Raw genomic sequence first — 14,426 nt, forward strand, 5'->3', positions numbered from 1 at the left:
CACTATTTGAATTCTATAAAAGACAAATCTTCAGCAAGAATCAAGTTAATTTCGTAATCATCTAACTCTTGTAAATGTGTAACGATGCGGTTAGCTTGTTGTTCAATGCTGCGTTCAAATAGCGCCCGCGCAAAGCGTCCATTACCAAAACTTTTGTCCCGTTTGGCGTAGGCGACCTCAAAGGTGGCTTGCAGCACGATAATGGCTGAGGAGTCTAAAATATAACCGTTGTCTTGACAGAATTTCTTGAAAATCAATAGCAACTGATTGGGAGTGTAGTGATCAAGATAAAATAACCGATTTAACCGTGATTTAAAACCGGGGTTTAACTCTAATAAGCGATCCATTTCATCAGTGTAGCCGGCGACAACCACAGCCATGCGATCGCGGTAATCTTCCATGCGTTTAATTAATATCTGCAATGCTTCCTTGCCAAAATCGCTAGGGGTATCTTCAGCCGCTAAGGCGTGGGCTTCGTCAATGAACAAAACACCGCCGATGGCTTGGTGTACAGCACTTTCCATTCGTAGGGCAGTTTGTCCAATATAACCGCCAATGATGCCGGCGCGATCGGTTTCAACAACGTGTCCCCGTGGAAAAAATCCCATTTGTTTATATAAACGCCCTACCAAACGGGCGATGGTCGTCTTACCTGTACCTGGGGGGCCGTAAAGCATTAGGTGTAGTGAAGTGTCTACTATTTTTAGTCCTCGTTTTCTCCGTTCCGTTTGTACTTTCAAGTAGTTGGCTAAGGAGAAAAGTTGATGTTTAGTTTGCTCATGCCCAACTAATGCCTTTAAGTCTGCAAACACAGCTTCTACAGTATCCTTTTCTGGGGGGTCATGCTCAACAAAAGAGGCTTTTGTCTCCTGCTTAGAATCACGAGTATCACTATGACTATCAACCGATTCTTTTTCCGTATCGGGAGCGCTGACAATTAAACTATGGACTTTCATTTTGATTTTGTCATGAATCACAAAACCAAAATTTTTCCCTGAGACATCAACTAACTTATCGGCAGGAAATTTATCTACTAAAGTACTGTTGATATAGAACTCTACCATATTACCCACACGGGTAATTTCTAAAAGGTTAACCGAGTCACTACGGTGAATGCGATCGCACCTTTTCCAATCTGTGTAATTAATAAAGTTACCATCTTTGATTTCCGTGATGCGATAGTGACCATTGCCCGAAATCACGAACTCAAAGAAATTGCTAACGTCTGACAATCCCCAGACAAAACCATAACCATGATCATCTACACCAGCAGCTTTTTCTAGAACTATATGAATATGAAAATTCGTTCTCTCATAAAAGAACTCGGCTGAGTTCCACGATAGCCAATATGTATCACCTGCACGTTTATGGTCAAATACATAATGACTCACGTCCATGCAAAGGCTACACTCTTCACTATCTCGTGTTACCCAGCTACAGCGATTGTCTTGAAAATGCTCTTCAAAAATCAGCATTGCGTTCCTCTGTAGCTCTGTGTGTAAAATCAGCTGCTAGCTATTTCACTCTAACAAGAGGTTTTATGATTTTATAACCCCTCTCCCTGGCAGAAGAGCCATTAACTTATTCAGCAACTTTCTAAATAAAACAGCAGCAATTTTAGACATCAGCTTGTTTTGTAAATGTTTACCGTGAATTAGCTGCTGTCTAGAAGCATCAACCTGTGATTTGAGGGGTGTAAGGGTGTAGGGGTGTAAGGGTTTGAAAAATTTACATCCTTGTTCAAATCCCAGCCTCACCCAGAGAAGGCTAGGGCTGGTATTATTTACCAAGCAAGTTGCTTAACGCCGCGCTACCGCTAATAGTCCTTAGATTCTTTACTCTCCACAGATCAAAATGTCACTAACTGCATCTTCCACACCTCAAGGATTTAGTACCTTTATTACTAATTTGGGTATACGTGATACTACTGAAGATTTTGTATTCTTACGATCAGATGTACCTTGTGTAGCTGATGGCGTATTTACTCAAAGCCTTTTCGCTGGGCCTAGTGTGACTATTAGCCGTCAAAATTTACAAGATGGGCAAGCACAAGGGATTATTATAATTTCCAAAAATGCCAACGTTGCTAATGGTGCTGTGGGGATTGCTGATGCTCAAGAGATTATACAACTCGTGGCACAGGAAACTGGGATTGCTGCCGAAAATTTGGCGATCGCATCCACTGGGGTAATTGGTAGACGTTACCCCATAGAAAAAATTCGCGCTGGCTTGGTGGGAATGGGTCAAAAACTAACTGCTGCCGATTTTGACTTAGCTGCACGGGGTATTATGACCACCGACACCGTATCTAAAATCGCTGCACGACAAGTTGGTAATGCCAAATTGGTGGGTATTGCTAAAGGTGTCGGCATGATTGAGCCGAATATGGCGACAATGTTAGCTTTCTTTTTTACTGATGCCGCGATTTCTGCCAATACACTGCGTCAAATTTTTCGCTCTACCATAGATAAAACATTTAATTGTTTAAGCATAGATACTGATACTTCTACTAGTGATAGTGCGGTAATTTTGGCGAATGGTTTAGCGGGTGAAGTTCCTGAAGCAGAATTTGCTAGTGCATTGCAAGAAATTGCCCATGATTTAGTGTTAAAAATTGCCCGTGATGGCGAAGGCGCAACTAAGGTAATTGAGGTAACCGTAGATTCAGCCGCTAACTATGCTCAAGCTAAACGAGTAGCTAAAGCCATTGTTAATTCACCACTAGTTAAGACTGCTGTGTATGGTGCAGATCCTAATTGGGGAAGAGTAGCTATGGCAATAGGCAAATGTGAAGATGAACGGGATATTAATCCAGATCAGGTGGTAATTAGATTTGATGAAGTGCAAGTTTATCCTAATACTTTCCAAGCTGAAAACTTGGAGAAGTTAAAAGAAATTATGTCCAAAGAAAAAGTCAATATTCATGTAAGTTTGAATATCGGTACAGATGTGGCTACTGTATGGGGTTGCGACTTGACAGAAGGTTACGTGGAAATTAACGGTAAGTACTCTACTTGAGCAGGGGTGAGGGAGTGCTGAGTTCCCAGCCAATAGTCAACGATTCAGCTTTGCTCATCGTTGACCCTGTTCCAATTAATGTAAATAAAGGGCTATAAATACTCTGTGGGCGTAAATGATGGCAAAACGAATATTCTATACAACCTGTGTAGGTGTTGCACCAAGAACCTCTATTTTCTTTGTTGCTTCTAACTGCTTCAAGGCAAGAGTCGCAGCTTCCAAATCGTAGGGAAAAGGTCTACAACAAGTAATATAATCCCTTTCTTGAGGAGGTCGATGACGCAACACAGCATTCACCACTAAACATGGTTGCGAACTTAAATTGATTGCACCATGCAGCACCCCAGGAGGAATCGTCACTACCATAGGATGGTTTTCACTTAGGGGAATATATTTATATTGCTTATTAATTAAAGTTACAAGTACAATCTGCCCTTTAACTACCAGTAATTGGTCAGTTTGTGATTTATGAACAAATAAGTCATCTATTGTATTTGGCGCGATTTGCACCAGCATTGTTTCATGACTTGTTTGAGGAGTAAAGAATTCAACCATCCCCCCCTTTATTGACTCTAGCTGACGGATTTCAATTTCCCTAATACTCATAAAAAAAATCCTATAGGAGCATCTTATGGATTGAACTTATACATCCAATATTAGATGCTCAAAAAGAAAAAAGTGTGGCGAAAGTAACCAAATACAGTAAAGTTCAGTAACTCTACTGAGCGGATATATTCAAGCTGCTAGGTTCCGCAAGATTACCAGCAACAGGCAGTTCTGATGAAGTAAGATTATGCCCAGTAGTAGGATTTTTGTTAGCTCCAATTGGGTTGAAGGTTGAAAATTCTTGGTTCTTTTATCTGTAAGCAGTAGGGTAAGCGTTCTGGCTGGTTGCAGTAGATAGTGGAAAATGGGATATGTTGCTCAAAGTAAGAAAATTCTGCCCTTCGTTTCTTACTTTAGTTACCATATCAGAGCAATATCAGGAGTTTTGAGAGCCATTATTGTGCATCTCTATTGCGAAGTATTGGCTAGAACATATTTTCTAAGAACACTGTAGAATTAAGTCACGATTTCTGCCATATCCGCTTAACTTCTACATAATCATTGCCAATCACGACATTATATATGTCTGGATTTGTCAAACGCTGCCACTCAGCAAAACCTATCTGCTGGTGGAAATGTTTTAATAGCAGAGTCATTAAATTACCATGCGTGACAATAATCGTAGTCTTAGTATTGTGCAACAAAATTTCATTTACTACTGCAACTCCCCGTTGCATTGCGGCACGACTTGATTCACCACCTACCAAACATAAATCGAGATCGTCGAAAGTCTTGAGCAGATGGTCACGCCAATCGGGAAGCACTGCTGTACTCAATACTCTTTCCCTGAGTCGATCATCAAGCTCAATAGTAATCCCAAGCCTGTCAGCAAGAGGTGTGATGGATTGATACGCTCTAACAAAAGGACTAGAGACAATACGTTCAACATGAAATCTCGAAAAAAAATCTGCAAGTAAATTGGCTTGTACTATACCCTCTTGCGTGAGTGGTGCTTCAGGTTCTTGTCCTGATGCTTGACAGTGCCTAACTAAATAGAAAATTTTGTTTGACAATGCTATTTATTGTCCAATAACAGATTTAAGTTTAATTTCTCATATTCATGAATAACATACAAGCTTGGATACTTAAAAACCAATGTCGCGCAAGGAAGTTGCGCCGTAATAGATGTTGAAAGCTTTACAGATAAGGCTACAGAGCTAAATCAGAGAATTTTTTCTTAGTTTGTTTCTTAGTTTTAATCTTTTGCTAGCAGTTTCTTAACCTAGCTGGGATAGTTTGAGGGCATTGAAACCGAATAGCAGTTGGGATATGTAGCCATCTTATGGCATATATCCTGATTTTTGGTGGAGAGTGAGCGATCGCCTTAGGTCATCGCCTATCCTCCAAGTTTAGCTGATTTCTCTAACTGTAAACTGCATCTTTGCAGTTGATTTTGCTTTGCTGCCAAAAATAATGTCATTTACACTCCAAATTCCCAACGCTTCGGACTTTGGGTCAATTTGTGCATTATTCAATCTTTTATCGGTGTAGCAACCCCCAAACTCTGGATGTAATTTGAAAACAAATTTATGGTAAATACTACAGTCCGCTTTTCCCAGTTCAACGCGTCTCTCAACCGTAACGCTGAAGGTCAGTTAGTCAGCGATTTATCTACCCCTAATAACGCTCAAGCAAAGGCTGTAGCGGAAATCATCCAACGCAATAACCCGGATGTGTTGCTAATTAATGAGTTTGACTACGATAGTGAGAATCCTTTAGAAGCCGTTCAACTATTCCAACAAAATTATCTAGGTGTGAGCCAAAATGGTGCAACGCCTGTTAATTATTCTTATGTTTACATTGCTCCCTCGAATACAGGTATTGCTTCTGGGTTTGACTTAAACAATAACGGCGCAACCGTAACCACTCCAGGCGCACCAGGATATGGTGATGATGCTTTTGGTTTTGGTAATTTCCCTGGTCAATTCGGGATGTTGCTTTTATCCAAATACCCGATTGATACGGCTAATATCCGCACCTTCCAAAATTTCTTATGGAAGGATATGCCAGATTCTTTATTATCTACTATCCAGAGTCCTGGTTCTCAAACGCCTTGGTATTCACCGGAAGAACAAGCAGTTTTGCGCCTCTCTTCTAAAAGCCACTGGGATGTACCCATTTTGGTAAATGGTGAAACAGTTCATGTCCTAGTGAGTCACCCCACACCCCCAGTTTTTGATGGTGCAGAAGACCGCAACGGTAAACGCAACCATGACGAGATTCGTTTTTGGGCAGACTATATTACCCCTGGTGAGGGTGGTTATATTTATGATGATGCTGGGGGAACTGGCGGTTTAGCGGCTGGGTCGAGCTTTGTGATTATGGGTGATCAAAATGCTGACCCCTATGATGGGGATAGTTTTGATAACGCTATTCTGCAATTGTTACAAAACCCTGGGATCAATACTAATGCCATTCCCAGCAGTCCCGGCGCGGCGCAACAGTCAGCCTTGCAAGGGGGAGCAAATACCAACCATCAAGGTAATCCTAGTTTTGACACAGCTGACTTTGCTGATACCACACCGGGTAACCTACGCTCAGATTATGTTTTACCTTCTACGGACTTGCAGATTACTAATTCACAAGTTTTTTGGCCTTTAAGTAATGATCCCACATTCCCCCCAGTGGGAACGTTTCCTTTCCCCAGTTCTGACCATCGCTTGGTGTCGGTTGATGTGCAGGTGGGGGCGACTGAAGCGGGTAAAACTATTACTGAGTTGGAGTTTCAAGGACAAACAACTTTCCCCACAGGCTTTATTCCTACTGGTGCGGCTGGGGCAGTTAATGGGTTATCAGTCCCGGTGGGTGGATTATCCGGTGTTACATATAATGCAGCTAACAACCGTTATTATGCCATCTCTGACGATCGCTCACAATTTGCCCCTGCGCGTTTTTATACTTTCACAAGCAATGGTGGTGTAACTTTTACTGATGTTACTACTCTCAAAGATAGCAATGGTGATACTTTCCCTTTAAATAGTCTTGACCCAGAAGGTATTGCTTTAACTAATAATGGGACTGTATTTATCTCCTCCGAAGGTGAGGCAAATCCTAGCGCTGGTCGGGTGACCAATCCCTTTATTAAAGAGTTTTCCTTAACCACAGGTCAAGAAGTGCGATCGCTTTTTGTACCTACAAAGTTTCTCCCTATCGTCCAGGATACTAATAATAACGGTATTGTTGATGCTGGTGATACCCAAACATCAGGGGTTCGTAATAACCTAGCCTTTGAAAGCCTCACCATCACACCAGACCAAAAAACTTTATTCACCGCGACAGAAAACGCCCTCCTCCAAGATGGTGTTAGGGCTTCTCTCACTAGTGGTAGCCGTTCGCGGATTCTGCAATATAACTTAGTTAGTGGTCAGCCAGAGAAAGAATATCTTTATATTACAGATGCGATCGCTGCATCGCCAAATCCAACCACAGGCTTTAGTGATAATGGTTTGGTAGATTTGCTGGCGATTGATAACCGTGGTACTTTGTTAGCGGTGGAACGTTCCTTTGCTCAAGGTGTGGGGAATACGATCAAAATTTACGAAATTTCTCTGCAAGGTGCGACTGATATTAGCACCATTAACTCCCTCGATAGTCTGAACCCCACAGAATTTGCAACTATTCAACCCGCCCAAAAGCGCCTACTGTTAAATCTCAATGACCTCAACCTACCCAATGGTACAGACAACATCGAGGGTATTAGCTTCGGCCCCACACTAGCTGATGGTAGTCAATCGATTGTCTTGGTGAGTGATAACAACTTTAGCGGTACGCAATTTACGCAAATCCTCACCTTGAGTGCAGAGATAGTTCCTACAGTTACGCCGACAGTAGAAACTCGCCCTGATTTACTTGACGATGATAATCCGTCAATTCCAGTAATTGACCAAAATGCTGATGCTGATGACCCAGCAATTTATGTGAATGCAACGAATCCCGATGCTAGCCTCGTCATAACTTCAGTGAAAAATGCGGGATTGCGGGTTTATGACTTGTCAGGGAACTTATTGCAGAGTGTTAATCCTGGCGGTATTCGCTACAACAACGTTGATTTACAATACGGCTTTCAATTGGGTGGTCAATCTATAGATATAGCCGTAGCGAGCGATCGCCAAAATGATAAGCTAGTATTCTTCAAAATTAACCCCAATCCCACAACCCCCGGTCAATATCTAGAAAACATCACCGACAGTAATCTTGGGACTCTCTTCCAAGGCGCACCCTTTGCAGCGCCTTATTCCTCTTCTTCCCGCAGCGCTTACGGTCTAGCTTTGTACCGTAGCCCCATCACGAATGATTATTACGTCTTTGTCAATCGCCGCCAAACTGGAGACATCGCCCAGTTCAAACTCATAGACCAAGGTAATGGCAAAATTGGGACGCAATTAATCCGACAGTTCACCATCCCCACAGATGCGGGAATTGACCCCCAAACTGAAGGGATGGTGGTAGACCAAGAGACTGGTTTCCTCTACATTGGACAAGAGAATGTCGGTATTTGGAAATACGAAGCCGAACCCAACAGGGGGAATACAGGTAGGCTAATTGACACAATCAAAGATTTGGGTGGTTCTTACCTGACCGACGATGTAGAAGGCTTGACTATTTACTATGGTGAGAATGGCACAGGTTACTTATTAGCATCTAGCCAAGGTGAAAATACCTTTGTTGCTTATACCAGGGAGGGCAACAACGATTATGTCGGTAGTTTTGGCGTGGGGAATAATGGAGCGATCGACAGTGTGCAAGAGTCTGATGGTGCAGATGTAGTTAACGTCCCATTAGGCGCTAATTTCCCCTTTGGTTTGTTCGTTACCCAAGATGGTGACAATCAACCAGCCAACATAGTTGATGGTGAAAATGTGAACGCTAACTTCAAACTAGTACCTTGGGAAAATATCGCCAATGCTTTTTCTCAACCCTTAGACATTGACACCACCAGTTACGACCCTCGTAATCCCGTCGCCCAAGCCAGACTGACTATCTACGATTTTGAGAACCTACCCAAATTAGGGACAACTTCCGCAGGTCAAGATATTTTCCTTGGTGGTTTCTCTGGGCTTTACTTCCAAGGTATCGCCGCTAATGGTAACTTGAAATTCGTCACCAATACAGACCGAGGCCCCAATGGTGAAAACATCGGTGCAAACAGACCATTTGCTTTACCCAACTTCCAACCAGAAATAGTCAGTTTTGAACTCAACCGCGCTACAGGCGAAATCACCATTACCCAAAGAACCGGATTGTTCCGCCAAGATGGGACAACACCCTTAACTGGACTACCCAACCTGCAAGCTGGGGCGAGAAACACAGCCTACACTGATGAAATTCCCGTTAACTTACAAAACCAAATCTTATCTAACGACCCCTTGGGAGCCGATTTAGAGGGAATTGTTGTAGATAGAAATGGGGATTACTGGCTTGTGGATGAGTACCGTCCAGCAATTTATCATTTTAATAGTAATGGCTCCTTAATCGATCGCTTCATTCCCAGAGGAACTGCAACCGCACCCAATCCCGACCAACCAGCCGGCACTTTTGGGACGGAAGTATTACCAGAAGTTTACGCCCAACGCCGCAACAATCGCGGATTTGAAGCTGTGGCGCTGGAAGGTAACAAACTTTACGCCTTTATTCAAAGTCCCATTGATAACCCTGACAATAGTGGTGATACGGTTTCTCGCAGTTCCCGCAACTTGAGAATTCTGGAGTTTGATATTGTCAGCAAACAAGTAACAGCCGAATATTTGTATTTACTGGAAGGTCTGCCAAATACTGACAAAATTGGTGATGCAGTTTCCTTGGGTAAGGGTAAATTCGCTGTAGTTGAGCGGGATGATGGTGAAACCGCCGACGCTAATAAATTGATTTTTCTGATTGATTTGGCGGGTGCTACCAATATCAATAACTCTGCTAACTATAGTTTGCCCACTGGTAGAACAATTGAACAACTGACACCAGATGAGTTAACTGCTGCTAATATCACCCCTGTGAGTAAGAGTCTCATCGCCAATGCGGCTGAACTGGGTTACACAGGTGTGGGTAAATTAGAAGGACTAGCACTCGTCGCACCAAATACTCTCGCCCTACTCAATGACAATGATTTCGGTGTCACGGGAACTACCACCAATCCTGATGGGACAATTAGCATTAGAGTTTCCCCACTAGCTGAAAGACTGGCTCTCTTGGAACTCCCCGATAATTTACCAGTCACACAACCATTAGATATTCAGTTCGGCTCCTCTGGTAGTGATAATATTACGGCGGAACCTGGTCAAATATTATTCACAGGTGATGGTGCCGATACGGTAGATTCTCCTGGGAATAATACTATCTCCACGGGCAACGGTGATGATACGGTATTTGTAGGCAGTAATGCTTCCGTCTCTACTGGTAATGGTAACGATCAAGTCTTCATTGGTGTGGATAGTCCCGCCAGCAATACCACAGCTAATGGTGGTAATGGTGACGACGAAATCACCGTGATTGAAGCAGGTGGAAGTAATAACCTTTTTGGCGCAGCAGGTAATGATACTCTGCAAGTCATTGAAGGTTCTCGTCAATTTGCCTTTGGTGGTTCTGGTAACGACACCCTCACAAGTAACGGTAGCTATAACCGTCTCAATGGTGGTTCAGGAGATGACAAATTATTCTCCAGTGTGAATGACTCTTTGTTCGGTGGTGATGGTGATGATGTGCTATTTGCAGGTCAAGCTGGTAGTAACCGCCTCACTGGTGGCGCTGGTGCTGACCAGTTTTGGATTGCTAATGGTAGTTTACCAACTAGCAAGAATACTGTGACTGATTTTGCAGTCGGTGTTGACAAAATCGGACTGGGTGGAATTGGTGTGACACAATTTAGCGCTTTGAGTCTGGTACAGCAAGGCGCTGATACTTTGGTGAAACTAGGGGCGACTGAGTTAGTTGCATTACAAGGAATTACTTCAACTAGTCTGAGTGTGACTGACTTTGTTTTTGCTGTAAGTTTGGTGGGTTAGTCATCCTAACTCAACGTGAGTCTCCAACAGAGACTCACGTTAATTCACGCTAGATGTGAATTAGGAATTTTCATGGTGTACGTCTCTAGTTCGTCAATAACTAATACTTTCAGTCTTGTTTGATTTATAACTAGCTAAGTTTACTTTCATGAGGAATGATATACCGTATAATCCCTGAATTTACAAGCTCTGACAATTACGTAAAGCGGACAGGTAAATTGTATAAATAAATATAATTATTTTCGTGAAATAAGTAATCATACAATACCTTGCTGGTATTCTAGAATCCTAGATATTTTTTTGCTGTCAAGACTAATTAGCACTATGCCTCCAAGACCAAATCAGTGAATTTCGTATAAATTGAAAAATAAAGTTAATTATCTAAGCCCAAGTATTTATGGGTTGGCAAAATAGTGGTAATTTTACTTTGGGTATTTACTGATAAAATTTCTGGTGCATTTGATGTAATAGCCACTAACAATTAAATCTCTCTGGGTTGTGTATATATACGGTACTTTTGTTCGGTTGGAGGGTATACATTTTGATCTGAATAATTTCAGATTAGTTTATTAGATTCTCAGTGAAATTCTTTAAACATAGATAGGTCTAATAAGACAAATTACACTTTTGTCTTGGTAGCAAATCAAAAGCTATGTATAAATTAAATGAAAAAACTTTAAATTTTGTCTTTGTAGTAAAAACTTCCTAAAGCTGACTCAAGCATAGATAAATTTAGTTAACTGAATTAGAAATGACTTATATTAAGAGCGCTTTTCAAGAATTTCTTGTCACCATTGAGGGTTTTGACCAGTTACCAAGTGAGGAACTGACTCAAATCCTCGACAATTTACAGCCATTTCGCTATCGTATTGGTCAAAAAATTATTGGCAAAGAAAGAACGCCAGAACGAGTAACAATTATTTATGAAGGTCAAGTACGACTGTTGGGATTTGATCCGCAAACGCAAGTCCCGACAACCCTAAAGTTGATGAAACCAGGGGAAATCATTGGTGAAATTGGGTTATTGCGGGATGTAGCTTGTGAAACTGCGATCGCCTCTGCCGATGAAGTGATAGGCTTAACTTTAAATGCTACAGATTACTTACGTCTGTTGGAGTCATACCCAGGTTTTGCTCACGCACGCCAAAACCAAAGTTACATCATCGAGGTTTTCGATGTTTTGAGTTCCCAGTTAGCTAACCAAGCTAACGTGATTAGTAACCTTGATGAACTGGCTGCACAAGCTCTAGAAAATGCCAAAATAGATTACCTTCCACCAGGGAGAAATTTCTTCCATCAATTAGATAGTGAAAGCATTTGGTTTGTTAGTGGCGGAACAGTGACAAATTACCCCATAGGTTCTCGCCTAGAACCTAGTGACGGGAATCGGGTAATTGAAGTCCAGGGAGAAAGTCCGGCGCGGTTAGTTGGTTTAGAGCCTTTAGATTTATTGTTTTTAGAGAACGATTATCGCCCTGGTGGAGAACTTACCGTCCATGATAGTTCACCCAACATTACAGAAGCTTTAGATATTCCCTACGCTAGCGAAGAAGAACTTCCCCAGTCAAGTTCTGTTCCCAGCAATGCTAAACCAAGACAAAAATTCCCCTTTGTTCGGGGTAAAGGTGAATTAAATTCTACCTTTGCTTGTTTTCAAATGCTTACCAAGCACTTACAAATTCCCTTCCGCAAAGAAGTAGTGCGCCGCATTTTGAATGAGCAAATTAAACGTCAAGGAACCATCTCCTTCCCTGCTTGCGCTTACCTCTCCGAGTTAATTGGACTCAAAGCCAATCTAGTTGATTTACCTGCGGCGGCTATTACCCGTGTTCCTACCCCGGCCTTAGTCCGTTATGGTGATGGTTATGCAGTCTTGTATGCGGCTGATAATAATAATGTAGTTTTGGGTGTACCATCTCAAGGGATAGTACGCTGCAAACCCGCCCAGATACTTGAGCATTTAGATATTGTCGAAGACAGTTATCCCCCACAAATCAGGGTATTGCTGCTGTCTGCTACCAAAGAAACCCCACAAGAACGCTTTGGTTTACGTTGGTTCATACCTTACTTGTCTCGCTATCGCCGGGTTTTGATTGAAGTTTTTATTGCTTCTTTCTTTGTTCAGTTAGCGGCTTTAGCCAATCCCCTAGTTATTCAGCTCATCATTGATAAAGTCATCGTCCAAAACAGTATTAGTACCCTGAATGTTTTGGGAGTTTTGCTGTTAGCCGTTGGGGTATTTGAAGCAGTCCTCACCACCTTAAGGACTTACTTATTTGTCGATACTACCAACCGTATCGATATGGGTTTGGGTTCAGAAATCATTGACCACTTATTACGCCTACCACTGCGCTACTTTGAAAAGCGTCCTGTGGGTGAACTCGCTACCCGCATCAACGAATTAGAAAATATTCGTCAGTTTCTCACGGGGACAGCCTTGACAGTAGGTTTAGATGCGGTCTTCTCCGTGGTTTATATCATTGTCATGCTATTTTATAGCTGGCAACTTACCTTAGTTGGTTTAGGCACGATTCCTATATTTATCATTATCACCTTAATTGCATCGCCTACGGTGAGTAGACAGTTACGTTCCAAAGCCGAACGCAACTCGGAAACGCAATCTTATTTAGTTGAGGTGATGTCTGGGATTCAGACGGTGAAGGCGCAAAATATCGAACTGCGATCGCGCTTTTCCTGGCAAGAGAGGTATGCTCGATATGTAGCAGCAGGTTTTAAAACTGTTATCACATCAACACTAGCTAACTCTACGAGTCAATTTCTCAACAAACTCAGCAGTTTACTTGTGTTGTGGGTGGGTGCTTATTTGGTACTCCAAGGTGAACTAACTCTAGGGGAATTAATCGCCTTTAGAATTATCTCCGGTTACGTCACCAGCCCTATTTTACGCCTAGCTCAACTTTGGCAAAGCTTCCAAGAAACAGCATTATCTCTAGAACGGTTGAGTGATATTGTTGATACGCCCCAAGAAGCCGAAATTGACCGCTACAATATTCCCTTACCGGAGATTCAAGGGTCTGTCAAATACGAGAATATTTCCTTTAGGTTCGCACCAAGCGGCCCTTTACAGCTATCCAATGTCAATTTAGAAATCCCCTCTGGGAAATTTATCGGTATAGTCGGACAAAGCGGCTCCGGTAAAAGTACGATGATGAAATTACTGCTGCGCTTGTACGATGTAGAGTCCGGCAGAATTTTAATTGATGGTTACGATATTGCCAAAGTAGAACTATATTCATTACGTCGCCAAGTCGGTGTAGTACCCCAAGAAACCCTGTTATTTGATGGGACGGTGCAAGAAAATATTGCCCTGACAAACCCTGATGCTAGCACTGACGAAATTATCGAAGCGGCGCGAGTAGCAGCAGCCCACGAATTTATTATGAGCTTACCCAACGGGTATAATACCCGCGTAGGGGAACGTGGGGCTGGACTTTCTGGAGGACAAAGACAGAGAATAGCGATCGCCCGTTCTGTTCTCCAAAGACCTAAACTATTAGTATTAGACGAAGCTACCAGCGCTTTAGACTATCCTACAGAACGACAAGTTTGCCTTAACTTAGCTAAAGCCTTTCAAGGTAGCACAGTATTCTTTATTACCCACCGACTCAACACCGTCAGTCATGCAGACATGATTGTGGTCATGGATGCAGGAAAAGTTATAGAACAAGGAAGCCACCAAGAATTAATGGCGGCTAAAGGTCATTATTTTTACCTGTACCAACAACAGGAAGTAAATTTGTAATTGGTTATTCCCAATCCCCAGTCCCCAATCCCCAATCCCCAGTC

General features: G+C 42.3%; 6 protein-coding genes. 3 read left to right on the forward strand and 3 right to left on the reverse strand.

Annotation, left to right across the window (positions count from 1 at the left end; translation table 11 throughout):
* Positions 1-2: 2 nt before the first annotated feature.
* The gene (locus ACN222_RS21180) at positions 3-1,475 is read right to left on the reverse strand and encodes an AAA family ATPase (RefSeq protein ID WP_096637189.1); all 1,473 of its coding nucleotides are present in this window, start codon (positions 1,473-1,475) and stop codon (positions 3-5) included.
* Between the two features lie 379 nt (positions 1,476-1,854).
* Here ACN222_RS21180 and argJ point away from each other — a divergent pair, with 379 nt between their 5' ends.
* The gene (gene argJ / locus ACN222_RS21185) at positions 1,855-3,018 is read left to right on the forward strand and encodes a bifunctional glutamate N-acetyltransferase/amino-acid acetyltransferase ArgJ (RefSeq protein WP_010998373.1); all 1,164 of its coding nucleotides are present in this window, start codon (positions 1,855-1,857) and stop codon (positions 3,016-3,018) included.
* 135 nt (positions 3,019-3,153) lie between these two features.
* Here the strand turns inward: argJ and ACN222_RS21190 are convergent, their stop codons facing one another.
* Positions 3,154-3,624 (reverse strand): dTDP-4-dehydrorhamnose 3,5-epimerase, encoded by a 471-nt coding sequence (locus ACN222_RS21190; RefSeq protein ID WP_096637190.1) that lies wholly within the window; start codon positions 3,622-3,624, stop codon positions 3,154-3,156.
* Positions 3,625-4,085: 461 nt separating this feature from the next.
* Complete coding sequence (locus tag ACN222_RS21195) at positions 4,086-4,637, reverse strand: histidine phosphatase family protein (RefSeq protein ID WP_126987197.1); 552 nt, start codon at positions 4,635-4,637, stop codon at positions 4,086-4,088.
* Positions 4,638-5,153: 516 nt separating this feature from the next.
* On the opposite strand from ACN222_RS21195, the gene ACN222_RS21200 reads away from it, so the two are divergent.
* Both ACN222_RS21200 and ACN222_RS21205 read left to right on the forward strand, forming a co-directional pair.
* A complete protein-coding gene (locus ACN222_RS21200) occupies positions 5,154-10,619 on the forward strand; it encodes a phytase (protein WP_419756872.1) in 5,466 nt (1,821 codons plus the stop codon).
* 751 nt (positions 10,620-11,370) lie between these two features.
* Positions 11,371-14,382 carry a peptidase domain-containing ABC transporter gene (locus tag ACN222_RS21205; protein WP_010998377.1) on the forward strand — a complete coding sequence of 1,004 codons (3,012 nt, stop codon included), beginning with the start codon at positions 11,371-11,373 and terminating at the stop codon, positions 14,380-14,382.
* The last annotated feature ends 44 nt before the right edge of the window (positions 14,383-14,426 follow it).

This window comes from Anabaena sp. FACHB-595, from assembly GCF_048568275.1.
Lineage (GTDB): Bacteria > Cyanobacteriota > Cyanobacteriia > Cyanobacteriales > Nostocaceae > Trichormus.

Excerpts from the sequence above, each read along its gene's own strand:
- ACN222_RS21180 (WP_096637189.1), bottom strand. The coding sequence starts at position 1,475 with ATGCTGATTTTTGAAGAGCATTTTCAAGACAATCGCTGTAGCTGGGTA.
- argJ (WP_010998373.1), top strand. The coding sequence starts at position 1,855 with ATGTCACTAACTGCATCTTCCACACCTCAAGGATTTAGTACCTTTATT.
- ACN222_RS21190 (WP_096637190.1), bottom strand. The coding sequence starts at position 3,624 with ATGAGTATTAGGGAAATTGAAATCCGTCAGCTAGAGTCAATAAAGGGG.
- ACN222_RS21200 (WP_419756872.1), top strand. The coding sequence starts at position 5,154 with ATGGTAAATACTACAGTCCGCTTTTCCCAGTTCAACGCGTCTCTCAAC.
- ACN222_RS21205 (WP_010998377.1), top strand. The coding sequence starts at position 11,371 with ATGACTTATATTAAGAGCGCTTTTCAAGAATTTCTTGTCACCATTGAG.